The sequence below is a fragment of the Cupriavidus sp. CuC1 genome, from assembly GCF_044627735.1.
Taxonomy (GTDB): domain Bacteria; phylum Pseudomonadota; class Gammaproteobacteria; order Burkholderiales; family Burkholderiaceae; genus Cupriavidus; species Cupriavidus ulmosensis.
Genome location: NZ_JBIUHC010000101.1, coordinates 21,977 through 38,411, shown reverse-complemented (window position 1 = coordinate 38,411; position 16,435 = coordinate 21,977). Strand labels below are relative to the sequence as shown.

General features: G+C 66.7%; 16 protein-coding genes and 2 pseudogenes. 12 read left to right on the top strand and 6 right to left on the bottom strand.

All coding sequences use genetic code 11. The features are described from left to right. The first annotated feature begins 132 nt into the window (after window positions 1-132). On the top strand, window positions 133-369 hold the full coding sequence (locus tag ACGLHR_RS33895) for a type II toxin-antitoxin system ParD family antitoxin (protein WP_400099313.1): 237 nt from the start codon (window positions 133-135) through the stop codon (window positions 367-369). 64 nt (window positions 370-433) lie between these two features. Here the strand turns inward: ACGLHR_RS33895 and ACGLHR_RS33890 are convergent. Both ACGLHR_RS33890 and ACGLHR_RS33885 read right to left on the bottom strand, forming a co-directional pair. Continuing rightward, window positions 434-1,751, bottom strand: a pseudogene (locus tag ACGLHR_RS33890) (MFS transporter). A gap of 165 nt (window positions 1,752-1,916) precedes the next feature. Beyond that, window positions 1,917-3,038, bottom strand: a complete 1,122-nt coding sequence (locus ACGLHR_RS33885) for a M20 aminoacylase family protein (RefSeq protein WP_400099320.1) — start codon at window positions 3,036-3,038, stop codon at window positions 1,917-1,919. 239 nt (window positions 3,039-3,277) lie between these two features. On the opposite strand from ACGLHR_RS33885, the gene ACGLHR_RS33880 reads away from it, so the two are divergent. Beyond that, complete coding sequence (locus ACGLHR_RS33880) at window positions 3,278-4,231, top strand: LysR family transcriptional regulator (RefSeq protein ID WP_318234590.1); 954 nt, start codon at window positions 3,278-3,280, stop codon at window positions 4,229-4,231. Between the two features lie 185 nt (window positions 4,232-4,416). Here ACGLHR_RS33880 and ACGLHR_RS33875 read toward each other — a convergent pair whose 3' ends face one another. Beyond that, window positions 4,417-4,854, bottom strand: coding sequence for a PaaI family thioesterase (locus tag ACGLHR_RS33875; RefSeq protein ID WP_400099312.1), 438 nt, complete (start codon window positions 4,852-4,854; stop codon window positions 4,417-4,419). Between the two features lie 233 nt (window positions 4,855-5,087). On the opposite strand from ACGLHR_RS33875, the gene ACGLHR_RS33870 reads away from it, so the two are divergent. Both ACGLHR_RS33870 and mnmE read left to right on the top strand, forming a co-directional pair. Continuing rightward, on the top strand, window positions 5,088-5,927 hold the full coding sequence (locus ACGLHR_RS33870; protein ID WP_400099310.1) for a CHAD domain-containing protein: 840 nt from the start codon (window positions 5,088-5,090) through the stop codon (window positions 5,925-5,927). Window positions 5,928-5,941: 14 nt separating this feature from the next. Next, complete coding sequence (gene mnmE / locus ACGLHR_RS33865; protein ID WP_400099319.1) at window positions 5,942-7,396, top strand: tRNA uridine-5-carboxymethylaminomethyl(34) synthesis GTPase MnmE; 1,455 nt, start codon at window positions 5,942-5,944, stop codon at window positions 7,394-7,396. A 10-nt stretch (window positions 7,397-7,406) separates the two neighbouring features. On the opposite strand, the pseudogene ACGLHR_RS33860 reads toward mnmE, so the two are convergent. Next, window positions 7,407-7,762 (bottom strand): annotated as a pseudogene (locus ACGLHR_RS33860) (GyrI-like domain-containing protein). A gap of 454 nt (window positions 7,763-8,216) precedes the next feature. Here ACGLHR_RS33860 and ACGLHR_RS33855 point away from each other — a divergent pair. Then, window positions 8,217-8,669, top strand: a complete 453-nt coding sequence (locus tag ACGLHR_RS33855; RefSeq protein WP_267604899.1) for a PA2169 family four-helix-bundle protein — start codon at window positions 8,217-8,219, stop codon at window positions 8,667-8,669. 80 nt (window positions 8,670-8,749) lie between these two features. Here ACGLHR_RS33855 and ACGLHR_RS33850 read toward each other — a convergent pair whose 3' ends face one another. Continuing rightward, on the bottom strand, window positions 8,750-9,427 hold the full coding sequence (locus tag ACGLHR_RS33850; protein WP_400099308.1) for a methyltransferase family protein: 678 nt from the start codon (window positions 9,425-9,427) through the stop codon (window positions 8,750-8,752). 237 nt (window positions 9,428-9,664) lie between these two features. Between ACGLHR_RS33850 and ACGLHR_RS33845 the strand changes: the two genes are divergently transcribed. The 7 genes from ACGLHR_RS33845 (at window position 9,665) to ACGLHR_RS33815 (ending at window position 15,288) form a co-directional block, all read left to right on the top strand. Beyond that, a complete protein-coding gene (locus tag ACGLHR_RS33845) occupies window positions 9,665-10,840 on the top strand; it encodes an acyltransferase family protein (protein WP_400099306.1) in 1,176 nt (391 codons plus the stop codon). Between the two features lie 144 nt (window positions 10,841-10,984). Beyond that, window positions 10,985-12,202: an acyltransferase family protein gene (locus tag ACGLHR_RS33840; protein ID WP_400099304.1), complete on the top strand. Its 1,218-nt coding sequence runs from the start codon at window positions 10,985-10,987 to the stop codon at window positions 12,200-12,202. A 118-nt stretch (window positions 12,203-12,320) separates the two neighbouring features. Beyond that, on the top strand, window positions 12,321-12,734 hold the full coding sequence (locus ACGLHR_RS33835) for a hypothetical protein (RefSeq protein ID WP_400099302.1): 414 nt from the start codon (window positions 12,321-12,323) through the stop codon (window positions 12,732-12,734). 350 nt (window positions 12,735-13,084) lie between these two features. Beyond that, window positions 13,085-13,663 carry a hypothetical protein gene (locus ACGLHR_RS33830; protein ID WP_267604896.1) on the top strand — a complete coding sequence of 193 codons (579 nt, stop codon included), beginning with the start codon at window positions 13,085-13,087 and terminating at the stop codon, window positions 13,661-13,663. A gap of 35 nt (window positions 13,664-13,698) precedes the next feature. Further along, a complete protein-coding gene (locus tag ACGLHR_RS33825) occupies window positions 13,699-13,902 on the top strand; it encodes a hypothetical protein (protein ID WP_174424410.1) in 204 nt (67 codons plus the stop codon). A 316-nt stretch (window positions 13,903-14,218) separates the two neighbouring features. After that, the gene (locus ACGLHR_RS33820; protein ID WP_400099300.1) at window positions 14,219-14,503 is read left to right on the top strand and encodes a hypothetical protein; all 285 of its coding nucleotides are present in this window, start codon (window positions 14,219-14,221) and stop codon (window positions 14,501-14,503) included. Window positions 14,504-14,754: 251 nt separating this feature from the next. After that, window positions 14,755-15,288 carry an Sbal_3080 family lipoprotein gene (locus ACGLHR_RS33815; RefSeq protein ID WP_400099299.1) on the top strand — a complete coding sequence of 178 codons (534 nt, stop codon included), beginning with the start codon at window positions 14,755-14,757 and terminating at the stop codon, window positions 15,286-15,288. Between the two features lie 171 nt (window positions 15,289-15,459). Here ACGLHR_RS33815 and ACGLHR_RS33810 read toward each other — a convergent pair whose 3' ends face one another. Then, window positions 15,460-16,431 (bottom strand): M14 family metallopeptidase, encoded by a 972-nt coding sequence (locus ACGLHR_RS33810; protein WP_267604893.1) that lies wholly within the window; start codon window positions 16,429-16,431, stop codon window positions 15,460-15,462. Between the last annotated feature and the right edge of the window lie 4 nt (window positions 16,432-16,435).

Genomic DNA, 16,435 nt, shown 5'->3' with positions numbered 1-16,435 from the left:
GCGAAATCCAGTATCTACGCGGCATTCCGACTCGGTGCGGCCGCGGAATAACACTGAGCTTGCGAAAGTAGGGCTAGACGCCACGCAGAAAGTTGGTTGGCCAAATCTTGCCAAACTCGCTAGCATGAAACCATGAGCACCATGAATATCTCCCTGCCTGACACGCTCAAGGCCTTTGTCGATGAGCAAGTCAACCAACGCGGCTACGGCACCAGCAGCGAGTACGTGCGCGAGCTGATCCGCAAGGATCAGGATCGCCAGCACCTTCGCGGCCTGCTGTTGGCGGGTGCCGATTCAGCGCCCACGGCTCCGGTCGATAGCGACTACTTCGAGGCCCTGCGAGCACGGGTGCGCAACGCTCGGGGATGAGGGCCAAGCCTGCCATCCCCAGAGCGCAGGCACGGCCAGGCGCAAGGCGTAAGCGACCGTCTCCTCAATCCAGCCGCTTGCCCGCCGTCTCCCGCACCATCACCAAACCCACCAGTGACACAATCCCGCAGCCGATCACATACAAGGCCGGCGCGTTGCGGTTGCCGGTGAGGTCGATCAGCCAGGTCGCCAGGAACTGCGCAAACCCGCCGAACACCAGCACGCCGATGCAATAGACCACCGACAGGCCGGTGGCGCGAATCCGGCGGGGGAAGAGTTCCGTCAGCACCACCACCGACGGCACCGTGTTGAACACCAGGGTCAGCGCCAGCAACGCCACCGCAGCCAGCAGCACCGCAAGTGACGGGTGCGCATTGATCAGCAGGAAGGCCGGATAGATCAGCACCAACATTGCCACACGCGACCACAGGATGGCGGGCTTGCGCCCGATGCGGTCCGACAGGCGGCCGGCATAGGCGCACAGCGCCACCTGCACCAGCGCGGCCAGGCAACCGGCGCCCATGCCGACCGACAGCGGCAGTTTGAGCACCGTCACCGCGTAGCTGGCCATGTAGTGCAGCACGATGTAGTTGGCGGAGGTGCCGCCGATGGTGATCAGCACGCCAGCCACCACCGCGCGGCCATGGCCGAGGAATACCTCGGACAGGCCCGCGCGCGCTGGTGGCGCCGTGGGTGCCCGTGGCGGACTCGCCGGTTTCGTCGAGATGCCGCCGGATATACAGGCCAACCGGAATCACCAGGATGCCGAGCAGGAAGGGCAGGCGCCAGCCCCAGCTTTCCAGCGCCGGGGGGGGCAGCACATTGGTCAGCAGCAGGCCCACCAGCGATCCCAGCAGCACGCTCACCCCCTGGCTGAACAACTGCCAGCTACCGAAGTAGCCGCGCGAGTTGTCGTCGGCGTACTCCATGAGCAGCGCCGTGGATGCGCCCATCTCGCCGCCAATGGCAAAGCCCTGCACCAGCCGCGCCAGCACGATCAGCGCTGGCGCGGCGAGGCCGATCTGGGCATAGGTGGGCGCCACCACGAACAGCGCGGAGCCCAGTCCCATCATCCACAGCGTGAGCGTCATGGCCGGCTTGCGGCCGACGCGGTCGGCGTACAGGCCGATCAGCACGCCACCCAGCGGCCGCGCCACGAAGCCCACGCCAAAGGTGGCCAGCGACAGCATCAACTGCCCGAGCGCGCCTTGCACCGGGAAGTACAGCCGCCCGATCATCACGGCGAAGAAGCTGTAGACGGTGAAGTCATAGAACTCGAGCCCGTTGCCGATGGTGATGGCGGCGATGGCGCGCCGGGTGGGCGCGGGCAGGGCGGGCGCGGCGGTGGGCGCCTGCGCCGGGGCGGCGGTGGTGGTGGACATGGTCCGGTCTCCTTGAATCGTTATTGCCGGGCATGCGCCCGATCATGGCAGTGCTATTGCCGTGCATGCGCCCGGTCAGCTTGCTGACAAAACTCGATCTACGTTGTTGTGCTCCCCTCTCCCGCCCGCGGGAGAGGGGAGCAAACCGGCCGTGCGCGCGCGGACTCAGGCCAGGAAGCGCTCGGCCAGCTTGACCCAGTAGGTGGCGCCGAGCGGCAGGCAGGCGTCGTTGAAGTCGTAGCCCGGGTTGTGCACCATGCAGCCGCCCTCGCCATCGCCGTTGCCGATGATCAGGTAGCAGCCGGGGCGCTGCTCCAGCAGGAAGGCGAAGTCCTCGCTGCCGGTGAGGGGCACCATGTTGTCGATCAGTCCTTCGTCGCCCAGCCATTCGCGCGCCACGTCGCGGGCCAGTTCCGTTTCGGCGGGATGGTTGACGAGTACCGGGTAGCGGCGGTCGTAGTGGACTTCGGCACGCGCGCCGAAGCTCTCCGCCTGGGCGTGCGCCAGCGCGGTGATGCGGGCCTGGAGCAGGTCGCGTACCTCGGCCTTGAGCGCGCGCACGGACAGCCGCATCTCGGCGCTGTCGGGAATCACGTTGGGCGCCTTGCCGGCCTGGATGGCGCCGACGGTGACGATGGCCATGTCGAGCGGGTTGACGTTGCGGGCCACCACGCTTTGCAGCGCCATCACCATGGAGGCGCAGACCACCACCGGATCGATCGCCTTGTGCGGCACCGCGCCGTGGCCGCCGCGCCCGCTCACGCGGATGGTGACGGTGTCGGACGAGGCCATGAAGGGCCCGGGCAGGAAGCCGAACTTGCCGACCGGATGGCCGGGCATGTTGTGCAGGGCGAACACGGCATCGCAGGGAAACAGCGTGAACAGCCCGTCCTTGAGCATTTCACGGGCCCCGCCCATGCCTTCCTCGGCGGGCTGGAAGATCAGGTGCAGCGTGCCTTTGAAAGGCTTGTGCTCGGCCAGGTATTTGGCGGCGGCGAGCAGGGTGGCGGTGTGGCCGTCGTGCCCGCAGGCGTGCATCTTGCCGTCGAGCTTGCTGGCGTAGGGCAGGCCGGTGGCTTCCTGGATGGGCAGCGCGTCCATGTCGGCGCGCAGGCCCAGCGCGCGGCCCTCGCCGTGGTGCAGCGTGCCGACCACGCCGGTGCCGCCCAGCCCGCGATGCACCGCATAGCCCCAGGCCTGCAGGCACTCCGCCACCAGGTCGCTGGTGACGAACTCCTCGAAACCGAGTTCGGGATGCGAATGGATGCGGTGGCGCAAGGCCACCATTTCGGCCTCGATGGCGCGGATGCCGGGCAAAACAGGGGATTCTGCGGGTTGGGGGGCTTGCAGCATGACGGGTCTCCTTGTGGGTGCCGGGTGGCAGACGCCATGCCGGCGGCGCCCCCGTGGAACAGGGAACCGATCATAGGCAGCGCCCACCCGCCGCGGGAAGCGGCAATCTTGTTATCCTGACAACCATTGGTTGCCCCCCCTTTTCCGTTTCCCCCCTTCCCCTCAGCCCCACAATGAAACTCCATCAACTCCAGGCTTTGGTTGCCGTTGCCGACGCCGGCAGCATCCGTGCCGCCTCACGACTGCTGGGCCATTCGCAGGCGGCGGTGACCAAGGCACTGCGCGAGCTGGAAGCGGAGCAGCGGCTGCCGCTGCTGCTGCGCACCGCCGGCGGCGTTGGCTTCACGGAGACGGGGCTACGGCTGCTGGGCCATGCACGCCTGGTGGTTGGCCAGCTGGAGCGCGCCAACGCGGAACTGGCGGAGCTCCGTGGCGAGGTGGGCGGGCGGCTGTCGATCGGTGTCACGCCCTGGGTCATGCTGACGTTCCTGTCCGAGACAATGCTGCGTTTTCGGGAGCGCATGCCGGGCGTGCAGCTTGAGGTGTTCGAGGGCCTGACCGCTGTGGCGTTGCCGCGCCTGCGCGAGGGCCTGCTGGATTTTGTCGTGGGTCCGTTCACGCGGACCATGTCGGGCCAGGAGTTCGACTGCGAGCTCCTGCTGGCCTATGACTCCCGCGTGGTAGCCAGCCGCGACCATCCTTGCGCCGGCAAGACCTCGCTGCATCAACTGCTGGATCAGGACTGGGTGGTGAACTACACGCCCGCCACCTACCCAGCGATGATGCAGAACCTGTTCTGGCAGCACGGCGCCGACATCGAGCCGCGCCATCTGCATCGCGCGCATTCGACCTCGTTGCTGCTGGAAATGGTGCGGCACGCGGGCATGCTCACCTATTGCCCGCGGCCGCTGATGTTCACCGACGCGATGCGCGGCTGGGTGCAGGCGGTGCCGGTGGCCGAGCGCTTCGAAACCAGCCAGCTGGGCATCATCGCGCGCCGCAGCGCGATGCGCGGCGCGGCCGCGCAGTGCTTCGTGGATTGCCTGCTGGCCGTGATCAGGCGGCGCGCCCGTTCCGCCGCAGCGGCGGATCAGGAGTTGTTTGATTTGCTGACGCTGTTGTTCTGAGCAGCCCAAGCCCATGGCTTGCCGGCTTTTGCTGGTTTTTGCCGGGTACCTAAGACAGGTAACAATTTACCGATTTTCGGTATCGCATGCGCTGCGTGCTTGTCTGCGTTGCCCTCGTCTCACCCAGGCGCGTCGCACACCGCCTCGATATTGTGGCCGTCCGGGTCCGGCACCAAGGCACCGTCTCAGGCCAGGTCGAGCACGCTCATGGTGGCGTTGAAGCGGCTGACCAGCACCGCCTCGCCGTGCACGTTGGCGAAGACATCGGCCTCCACCACGATGATGGCGCGGCCGGATTTCAGTACGTCGGCGCGGCACGTAAGGCGATCGCTGCGGGCGGCGCGCAGCAGGTTGATCTTGAATTCGGCGGTGACCACATGGCGCCCGGCATCCAGCATGGTGGAGGCGGCCGCGCCCGCGGTGTGGTCGGCGATGGTGGCCTGCACGCCGGCGTGGACGATGCCGCCGTGCTGCAGGTGGCGGGGCGTGACCAGCAGTTCGCTCTCGCACCAGCCCGGCCCGCAATCCACCAGCCGGATGCCCACGTCCGCGACAAAGGCCGCCTGGCGAAAGCCGGCCTCGATGGTGTCCCGCAGCAAAAGCCGTTCTTGTTCGGTGGACATGGCGCTGCTCCTCGCACTAGTGGTGGTCGGGTACGGCTTGGGTGGTGGCTGGCCGGCTGGCGTTGCCAGCAACCATTGCAACCCGAAGCGCGCGGGCTGTCAATGGAGTGCGGCGCAACCGACACAATGGCCTACACTGAATAGACGTGCCCTGAATCGTGCCCTGAACCCGGCCTGCGTAGATCAGGCTGTTCCAGTAGGTACGCCGGTACATACGCCAACGCCGATATGCCATGCGCGCTGCCAACCTTCCCATCCAGTTGCACCCCCGCATGCCCGCCATCGATGCCTTCATCGCGCTCGGCGATGCGGGCCTGGTGGCGGTTGCCGATCAGCTGGATGCCTTGCACCGGCGCGACCACCCTGATGATGTGCACGCGTTGCGCGTGGCGGTGCGGCATCTGCGCGCCGTGTGCTGGGCCTTTGCCCCGGCCTTGCCCAAGGCCATCCGCGCGCGCTGGGATGACTGCCTGCGCAAGCTGGCGCAGGCTGCCGGCGATGTGCGCGACTGGGACGTGTTCGTCAGCGAGACCTTGCGCCCGGCGCTGGACCTGGAGCCGGAGGATCCGGTGCTGCTGGCGGTGCATGACACCGCGATTACGCGCCGCCACTACGCACGCGCCACCATGCTGGCGCAGCTCACCGAATACCAGCACTGGCCGCTGCCCGTGCTGCACCGCGATCTCACGCACCTGAACCGGGGCGGCGTGCAGGGCGCCGGCCCCGCCGCAAAGGATCACCTGGCGGAGTTCGCCAGCCGGCGGGTGTGCCGCGGGCGCAAGCGCGTGAAATCGCTGGCGCGCGCCGCGCGCTCGCAAGACCTGGCCCGCGTGCATCGCTTTCGCATTGGCAGCAAGCGGCTGCGCTATGTGATCGAGGCCTTGAAGCCGGTGCTGCCCGCGCGCTATGCCAAGCGCCTGCACCGCAAGCTGGTGAAGCGCCAAGGCAGCCTGGGTGGCCTGATCGACGGCGCGGTGGCACGCCGGCTGATGATGGAGTGCCTGAACATGCCCGCAAAGGATGCGGCGGGTGCGACGGATGTGCCGGATCGATCTGCGACAATATCGCCATGACTGCCACGACCGCCATGACCGCAACCCACTCCCTCCAGACTCGCTCCACTTCCGCCATTCCCATCGCTGCCATTGCCACCGCGCCCGGGCGCGGCGGCATCGGCGTGGTGCGCGTGTCCGGCCCCGACGTGAGCGCGATTGCACAGGCCGTGTGCGGCCAGGCGCTTAAACCCCGCCACGCCACCTACCTGCCGTTCCTCGATGCGCGCGGCAAGGCGATCGACCACGGCCTGGCGCTGTACTTCCCCGCGCCGCATTCCTACACCGGCGAAGAGGTGCTGGAGCTGCAGGGCCATGGCGGCCCGGTGGTGATGCAGATGCTGCTGGCGCGCTGCCTGGATGCGGGCCGCGAGATTGGCCTGCGTCTGGCCGAGCCAGGCGAGTTCACGCGCCGCGCCTTTCTCAACGACAAGCTCGACCTGGCCCAGGCGGAAGCCGTGGCCGACCTGATCGAGGCCAGCACCGAAGCCGCCGCGCGCTCGGCCGCGCGCTCCATGGAAGGCGTGTTCTCCGACGCCATCCGCGCGCTGGTGGAGCAGGTGATCCACCTGCGCATGCTGGTGGAAGCCACGCTGGATTTCCCCGAGGAAGAGATCGACTTCCTCGAAGCCTCCAACGCGCGCGGCCAGCTTGCCGATATCCGCGACGCGCTGTGCGGCGTGCTGGCGCAGGCCAAGCAGGGCTCGCTGCTGCGCGAGGGCTTGTCGGTGGTGCTGGCGGGGCAGCCCAACGTGGGCAAGTCGTCGCTGCTCAACGCGCTGGCCGGCGCGGAGCTCGCCATCGTCACGCCCATCCCCGGAACCACGCGCGACCGCGTGCGCGAGACCATCCAGATCGAAGGCATCCCGCTGCATATCATCGACACCGCCGGCCTGCGCGAAGACGCCACCGACGAAGTCGAGCGCATCGGCATCGCGCGCACCTGGGAAGCCGTGGGCCGCGCCGACCTGGTGCTGCATCTGGTGGACGCGGCCGACTACGTGGAACATGGCTTGTCGGAGATCGACGGCGCCATCGACGACCGCCTCTCCGGCCACTTGCCCCCGGGCTCCCCGATCCTGCGCGTGGTCAACAAGATCGACCTGGCGCCCAAGGTAGGCGAGCACCACTTCAGCGCGGATCGCCCGCATGTGGTCGCCGCCATCGGCCCGAACCCGGCCGAGGTATGGATCTCCGCACGCACCGGTGCCGGCATCGACCTGCTGCGCGGGCAATTGCTGCGGCTGGTGGGCTGGCAATCGGGCAACGAAGGCACCTTCCTCGCGCGCGAGCGGCACCTCACCGCGCTGCGCAGCGCGCAATCGCACCTGGACCTTGCCGAAGAGCGCGCGGCGCAGCAAGCGCAGGCGCTGGACCTGTTTGCGGAAGAACTGCGCCTGGCGCAGGACCATCTCAACAGCATCACCGGCGAGTTCAGCAGCGATGATCTGCTGGGGACGATCTTTACGCGGTTTTGTATTGGGAAGTAGGCAAGCAGACCTACTTCACCGGCATGCAGATCCGCGTCTGCAATTGCGCGGGCGGCGTGATGCGGGGATCGTTCACGTACTGCTCGAACATCGGAAAATCCGCCGGCACCTCCCCGCTGTTCGGCAGCCATTCCGAGAACATCCAGTTATAGGCCTTGTTCATCTCGTTGTAGGGGCCTGTGTAGGTCAGTATCGCGCAGCGGCATCTCCGATCATCGCGCGGTAGACGCGATGGAAGTGATACGGTGACAGGCAGGCCAGGTCGGCCAGTTGGTACAGATCCGGGTCGGCGTCGGGGTGGCTTGCCAGCCACCGCAGGACGGGTTCCATGCGTTGGGCGTACTGGATTCGGGTTTCGGGTTTCATGTGATCTCCATGGGGCGCAAGGTACCGGGAGGCGGTTTGCAGATTTTGCGGTTTTGTGTGGGTCAGGTGGCGCAGGGTGTCGGCAGGCGCGGGTCGGAGGTTGATTTCCATTGATTTTCATTGATTTCCAAACGCGTTGATTCACCACCCGCCGGGTGGAGAATCGGATTCCGGTGATCTGTAGCACACAAGCTGGCCAGCATCCCCAACGAGTCCGCACACCCCTCCTATACTGAAATCCCAAACCCTCGCCCGCCGCTGGTCCACGCGGCTGCCAGCGTGCGAGCCATCGCATAAGTGCCGCGCGGCAATCAAGGCAAGCACAGGGAGCAGGGGCCTGAATCCCGGACCGGCATCGACGCCAGGCGTGTAGCGTGCGGCGCCGATGTACGCGGGGATTCACATGAGGATTCATACAGGCTCCTGTCCATGCAAGACCGGCAAGGAGATCGTCATGACCAACGCGCAAGGACAAATCGTCGGCACCCTGAACCACCTGATCGAGGTTGGCAAGGACGGCGAACTCAGCTGCTCAACCGGCGCCCGTGAAGTGCATAACCCCGAGATACGCGCCATCCTGGCGGGCACGGCGGAATCGTGCCGCGCGTCCGTGATGGAGTTGCAGGCACTGGTGACATCGCTGGGCGCGGAGCCGCGGGATCGCGGCACCATGGGCGGCACGCTGCATCGCGGCTGGATGGAGGTGCTGCACGTGATCGCGCCGCACAACGATGATGCGGTGTTGCAACTCTGCGAACGCGATGAGGAAACGGCAAAACGCGAATACCAGTCGGCGCTGATGAAGGACATGCCGCCCGAGATCCGCGCGGTGGTGCAGCGCCAGTACGAGGGCATACAGTGGCATCACGATCGCATCCACGCCATGCGCGGGATGCAGATCCATTGAGGCTTCGGTGCGTAGATCGCCGGCAATAGCCAGCGATAACCTGCGATAGCCAGCAAAGACCGGCTGCCTTCCTGACGCGCCTACCAGACGAACGGAACCAGCCGGTATCTCACCCGGGCCGCATAAGCCGCGTAGCCCGCAAGGCCGCGCTGCAGCTCGCGGTCTTCCATTGCCGTGCGCAGCACGATGGCGCCAATGAGCACCAGCGAGGCGGCAACGCCGTACCAGGAGCCGAGCATCAGCGCATTGGCGGGCAGGAACACCAGCATGGTGGCGTAGAGCGGGTGGCGGACCACGGCGTAGGGGCCGCTCGACACCACCCGGTGCCCGCGCTCGGCCTGGATCCTGACCACGGCCGCGAGGAAGGTGTTTTCATGAAACACGCGGTCGATCGCGAAAAATGACAGCACCATCAGCACCGCGCCCAGGCACTGCAGCCAGAGCGGCATCGCGGACCAGTGAAAGCGCACCGCATCCAGGCCCATCAGCACCATCCAGGCGATCCACGCCGCGGCCACGAACGGCAGCAGAATCTTGTCCCAGACCGGCTGGCCGGGTTGCAGCGGCATTTTCATGCGCTCGGCGAGCAGCGCCGGATCGTGCCGCGCCAGGCGCGCCGTCAGCCAGAAGCCGCCACCAAAAAACAGGATGAGATAGGCCCAGGCGGCGGGCCAGGCCAGCGTGCCTGCGGCGCCAAACAGCAAGGCCGCAAAGAGCAGGCCTTCCACCGCTAGCGTGAAGCCGACCTTGAAACCCATGGCGCCTGCCTCCTTGCTGCCGAACCGGTAGCCGCGCGTTTGTCATCCTTTCACGTTAGCACGCACTTGGTATGCCGGCGCACAGTGAGCGGGCGCGGGGCAGGCTAGCTTCATCTCGCATGCCCACCGGCTACGCGCGCCGCGCGCGAGCCACCGCGATGCCGGAGAGCGTCGTGGCGTGGCGGCAGGGAGGCATGGCAGAGTACCGCGCCCCCGACACTTTGAGGGGTGAGAAAAATGAGCCGTCGCGTTCTAGAGCTGACCGGGCTTCGCTGCGTTGCGGTCATGCTGGTGGTCATCAGCCATGCGGAGCACATGGCCAAGGGGGGGTACACGGGATTGCTTGCGCCACTGCGGTATTTCGCGAACGGCGGCGTCGGCGTGTTTATCTCGTTCGTGCTGAGCGGCTTCCTGATTACGGAGCTGTTGCAGGCTGAGTGGCGCGCCTGCGGCTCCATCAAGCTGATGCGCTTCTATGGCCGCCGCGCGCTGCGCATCTGGCCGGCTTTCTATGTCTATCTCATCGCGCTGGGCCTGTTTGGCATCGCCGGGCTGATCGACGTGGATGTGCGGCAGATCCTGTTTGCGGCAGTGCACCTCTGGAATTACTCCGAATTGCTCGGGTTGGGCAACGTCAACATGGCGCATCCCACCGGCGCGTGGCTGCTCGGCCATTTCTGGACGCTGGCGCTGGACGAGCAGTTCTACTGGCTGTGGCCGCCAGTGCTGTTGCTGCTGCTGCGCGGCAGGGATCCGCGCTGGCTGGTGCTGGTGATCATGCTGATGCCGCTGCTCAGGGTGCTCTGCTATTTCGCGACACCTTCGTTGCGCGGGCAGCTGGGCTTGATGCTGCACACGGGCGTGGACCCGGTGCTGATGGGATGCTATATCGCGCTGGATCGCGAGCGCCTGAAGGCACAAATGAACGCGCGCTTCGCCGGTGCGTTCGTGCTCCCGGCGCTGATCCTGGTACTGCTGCTTGGCCTGCCGGTCATCGGCACCCTGGCCGGCGGCATCTGGACGGCGACCTATGGCCCGGTGGCGCTGGCGGCGGCAGTCGGCCTGCTGATCCTCGCCGTGGTGGAGCGCCCGGAGCTGTGGATATCGCGACTGCTCAGGAGCAAGGCCTTTGTGTTCGTCGGCACGATCTCGTTCAGCCTGTATGTCTGGCAGCAGTTGTTTACCAGCACGGCATCGCCGCTGGCGCTGCGCTTCCCCTTTTGCATCCTGGAGGCGCTGGCGGCCGCGGCGCTGAGCTACGCGCTGGTCGAAGCGCCTTTCCTGCGCCTCAGAAGCTGGCTTGGCAAGCGAGCGCAGGCGGCAACCCTGGAGGCGGGGAGCGAGGAGGGCGGCGCGCACCCGCGCAGCGTCGAGGCCGAACCACTCCAGGACTTGCCGCAACAAGCCTTGTAAGCCGCAGTTGAGTGGAGCTGGCCTCTGTTTCTGTTGGCTGCCACACCAACGCAGGCCGGGCCTCGCGGTACCTTGTGACATTGTGCCGCGGCAGTCCGGGGGGCACGCCCGCGCGGCCGTGCCCATCCCAAGCAGGGAGTGAACATGAACAGAGACGGTACACACTTATCCGCGCTGGACGGTGTGCGGGGCCTGGCGGTCCTGATCGTCATGCTTTATCACTTTGCCCACGTGGGCCTGGTGTCGAACCTGGCGCTCGACCGGGTGTTCTACCAGCTGTCGATGACGGGATGGATCGGCGTGGATATCTTCTTTGCGCTGTCGGGATTCCTGATCACGGGCATCCTGCTGCGCACCAAGGGCGCGCCCAACTACCTGCGCGCGTTCTACGGGCGCCGCGTGCTGCGCATCTTTCCGCTGTACTACTTCTACCTGGCGGTCCTGTTCCTGCTGCTGTTTCCGCTGATCTCGCACCGGCTCGGCGACAACGAGCAGGCCAAGCTGGAGGCGGTGCAGGCCAGCTGGCCGTGGTTCGTGCTGTATCTGTCCAACCTCAAGCAGGCGCTGACCGGCACGTTTTTCGGGGCGGGCGCGGGGCATTTGTGGTCGCTCGCCATCGAGGAGCAGTTCTATGCCGTGTGGCCGTTGCTGGTGCTGCTGCTGCCGCTGGCCGCCATGCGCCGGCTGTGCTTTGTGCTGCTGGCGGGTACGCTGGCGGTGCGCGTCGGCATGGTCATGCAGGGCTTCGGCGCGGACGCCATTTCGGTGTTCACGCCGGCCCGGCTGGATGGCCTGGTGGCGGGCGCGTTGCTGGCGATGGCGGTCCGGCGCGGATTGCACTTCAAGCCCTGGCTGGTGAAGGCGGCGCCGTTCGCGCTGCTGGTGCTGGTGGGCGGGCTCGCGGCCATGGGTTCCCGGCTGGAATCCAGCCCGCTGATCTACACCGTGGGCTTCTCGGTGGTTGCCGTGGTGGCGGTGGGCCTGATCTACGCGGCCTGCGCCACGGACCGGCACGCCGTGTTCAGCAACCGGTACCTGGTGTTCCTGGGCAAGTACAGTTACGCGCTTTACGTGTTCCACCCGATCATCCGCGTGGTGGCGGTCAAGGCGTTCGGCGAGCCGCGCCTGCTGCTTGGCAGCCAGATCCCGTGGCAACTGGGCTTTTCGGCGGCGTGCCTGTGCGCTTCCATCGCAGCGGCCCTGCTCAGCTGGCACCTGATCGAAAAACGCTTCCTGGGGCTGAAGGACGTGCTGTTCCCCAACCGGGTTCCCACGCCAGCACCGCCCCCGCCATCGGCCGCCTTGCCGGCGCGGGACGCATTCGGGGCCGACCCTGCCAGGGGGGGACGGCCCATCATCTAGGCGTGCCGGTCCACGGCGGGCGGCGGCCTGGCAGTGCCGGCCCGCTGGCCCACCGATGAATCGCATGCGGGCACGGCCAACGGCTACAATGGGCCGTTTCAGCGAACGAGCCCCTGCCATGACCGATCATCCCCGCTTTACCCTCAATCGCTCGCTCGTCGTATTGGTGCCGCAGCAGCCTTTCTTCGACTGGATCATGGCCGTGGATATCGACCCGGTAGCCACGCTGACCCTTGAGCATGTGCGCGAGGACCAGAGTGTGTTCCTGGTGCCGGACGATGTGGCGACCACGCCGGAAGCGCTGCAGTGGGTGGAGCAGCGCTGGCGCGCCCTCTTCGAATTCATGCTGGGGGAGTGGTTCGACGAAAGCCTGTGGCCACAAACGCTGACGCTGGAGCAGTTCCGTGACTGGTTCACCGTGCAGCACCACTCGATGGTGTTCGACATGGCGCCGGACACCCCGGTCGAGCACGAGGACTGGGACGAAGACGAAGACGACGACGACGAAACCGGGCTGCGGCACCTTCACTGATCGCTGCTTGCCGGTTGCAGCGTGATGCGAGGCATCCTGGCGGCGCCGCCAAAGCCAGCCTTACGCCACACCCTCGCCATGAAGTGCATGCGCAACCCCACCCGGATCCCCACACCACACCCTGTCCAGGCTGTGGACAAGTCTGTGGAGAAGACCGAATAACCCTGTGGGCAAAGCTGTGGGCAACTTTTTGGGCAGGTCCCTCCCGAGCGCCTGGACTGGCACCGCCAGTCCTTGCCACAGGCGGGCTGGCGGCCGATCCGAGCGCGCCGGCACGCAGTGCGGCGCGCGCGCTGCGCAAGCTGGTGCCTGCCAGCGCAATGGCCTATTTCTATCGCAGGAAACCCCGGATGTTGAACCGTAACCAGCAAATCCTTATCGGCGTTGTCGCCCTTGCCGTCCTTGGCATGTTGTGGCTCACCGGCAACCATGAAGAGCAGCAGGAAGAACCGGCCGCCGAGCCGGTCAGGGCGGCGTCCGCGGCGGTGCCGGAGCCGAACGCCGGCGCGCGCGGCGTGCCCAAGAACGGCACGCTGGACCCGATCAGCATCGACCCGAACCGCTCCACCGACATCTTGCCGCAATACCAGGCGGACACCCTCGTCGACGATTACCAGGAAAACAGCGGCGCGGCCAACGACCGCTACCTAGGCAAGTATTTCATCGTGGAGGGCATAGCCAGCGGCGTGCGGCGCGAGGGAGGCGACACGGTCTTCCTGGATATCCGCTCCAATAGCCCGACCCTGGTGGTGCGCGCCAAGCTCCTGCCGATCCAGATCTGCGGCCCCGCCGGCCGCACCTGCGAGGTGGAAGCGCGCGGCACCATGGTCCGGCGCGGGCAGAAGGTGGCGGTGGAATGTACCGGCGCCGGCCAGGTGGAAGGCTCGCCAGTTCTCGAGGGTTGCCTTGTGCGTGGCGGCGCCAACTGAGCGCGAGCACTGACTTACCCACACCGATATCCAGCATGCAAACCCTGCTTTCCGTACTCGCCCTGACCATCCTGATCGTTACCGTGGTGGGCCTGGTCTCACCGCCCTTCATCAGCAACGCGTTCCTGAAGGGCCGCCCGGTGGGGCGCCTGCAGATCCTGCTGGTGGGAGTGTTCCTTGCCGCGATCTGCCTGATGGTGGTGGGCACGATGGCCAGCGGGGGCGCGGCAAAGGCCTGAAGCGCCTGACAAAGCCGCCGAACGGGCCAAAGCCGCGCGCCATGACGACGGCTGTTGCTCCCTCTCCCCTCAGGGGGAGAGGGGAGCACGACAACGCAGATCCTGCCGGCCCCTCCAGCCAGGCAGGAGAGCAGAGCAAACCAGTGGTCCAATCGCCTCTCCGGCGCCTTGTAGGACACATCCCACAGCAAGATCGGTGCGCCGTCGATAATGGCGCGCTCCGGCGCTGTGTATCTTTCCATCACGATACCAACAAACGTCAACGACGCTACAAGGCCGCAAGCTCCCAGGAGCCCGGGCCACGCTGAATATCATGATGAACGTCCTCCTCCCGGGCAGTATGACCGCGCCGCAAGCCCAGGCACTCGCCAACATCCTCGCGATTACGCGCCGCGAGTGGCAGGTGACAGGGCTCGGCCCCCTCGCCGTGGATCATGGCCACCCGGGCGGCCGCCGCGACGGCACCAGCAAGGACCAGCCCGCTGGCTCGCCAGGCCCCAAACCCCGCCAGCGCCGCCGCGACCAGCTCGCGCGGCGCGCCGCCCGCGCCTTCGAGGCGCAGGTGATGGCGCTGCGCTGCCGCCAGGTTTTTGTGCTCTGAGACTCACCCGCGCAGCCAACCCGAACGCTAGTAGTCTCCAAGGGTAGTACCCCCTCTTGGCCAGCCTCTCCGGCTGGCCGTTTTTTTGCCTCGGCGGCCACCGCGCTCCACGGAACCGGCGCAGGACCGGCGCAGGACCGGTTTACCCGCTCTGTTCCAACGATTGCCCACGCCACAATGGCCTAAAGTTGGCGGGCGCGCCTGCCGACAACACGGTTCGGCACCCTTGCAGCAGCGTTTCCAGGAGCATCATGAAAAAAGCATTGCTAGCCGCCAGCCTAGGCTTGCTGGTCACCGGCTGCGCCACGTACCAGGCCGTCGTCCCGGTCGACCGCGGCGACCATATCGCCGTCATGCAGCCCGCCGACGGCACGCTGTTCTGCGTGATTGCCAACGCGGGCAGCGGCAATGCCTACGCGGAATTCATCCGCGACTCGGTGCAGCAGCGCGGCTTTGAGTTCAAGATGCTGTCGCCCGGCTCGTCGGTGGCGTCGTGCCCCTATACCGCCACGGTCTACATGCAGCGCCAGACCTACTGGCGCGATTTCCTGAGCACGGCGGAGATCATCGTCTACATCAATGGTGAGCGCGCCGGCAAGGCAAACTACGATGCCCTGCGCAGCGCTGGCGGCCTCAACTTGAGCAACCTGGTCCCGCCCGAGATGAAGATCGACGAGCTGTTCGAGCAATTGCTGCCCGGCATGCGGCCAAAGCCGTCCACGGCCGGAGCACCGGCCGCGCCCGCCGCGCCGGCTTATCCCACCTCGCAAGCCACGCCAGCCTGAACACCTCCACCGCCTGACGCAGGCCGCCTTGACAAGGGCGTACCCATTACAGCTAGAAGTGCAGCTTAACTCCCTTGTGGAGTGCACAGACGCGCGCGAGTGGTGCCCCTTCAGGGGACACCTTCTCGTGCGCGTCGCGCCCATCCATCCATCGCTTAACCGATCACCCGATCAGCCCACCAGCTGACCCAGCCGGACCACCGTCACGCCCGGGCGCAATTGCCGCAACGACGGCATCACCAGCACGCAATCCGGGTAAGGCGTGACCACCGGCTCGCCGTCGCGCCAGCCGATCACGGTGCCGGCTTCGGCGAAGGTTTCCAGCCCGGTGTAAGAGCCGGCGAAGCGGAAATCCATGCTGCTGGCGACCACGGGCTCGGTCACGCGTACCACCCGCTGCGGTGCCACGGGCAAGAGCCAGCCTGCAGGCACGTCGCCAGCGTCGATCACGCCGGCATTGAGCAGGAAGCGCGCGGTGCTGTCCTTGGCCACGCCCACGGCAGCGGTTTCCCAGTGCTGGCCGCATTCGACCAGCAGCGCGTTCCTGGCGCTGGCGGGGTCGCCAAAGCCTTCGTAGTCGCGCATGCGGCGGCCTTCCGGATGGCCCTCGTCCACGATCACATTGGCCGGTGCGCCCACGGCGCGCGCCAGGGCGATGCCCTTGTCGAGCGGGCCGGAAACGATCAGCGGCAGGCTTTTCTCGTGCATGGAGTGCAGGTCGAGCAGCAGGTCCACGGTATCGATGACCGGGCGCATGGCGCGCGCGCGGCGCAGCTCGGACGAGTCACGGGTGGTGTCGTCCAGCACGGCTGCCGTCCACACGCGGTTGAAATCCTGGTCGACATAGCGCGACGCATCCGGGCGGGCCGCATCGAAGCTGTGATACGCGTCGACGTTGGCAAAGGCCAGCGTCAGGCGGCCGCGGCGCGGGCGCAGGCCGAGGTCCAGCAGCGCCTTGACGGTGATGGCGCCGCACACCTCGTTGCCGTGGGTCAGCGCGTTGACCATCACGTGCGGGCCGGGCACGCCGCTGTCGAAGGTGTGGACGTAGGGCACGCCGGCGTTGCCGGTGGCGTAGGCGGAGATATCGGGGAATTCGACTTCAACCGGGTAAGCGTGGAAGCTGGGGGCAGTGGTCGTCATGTTT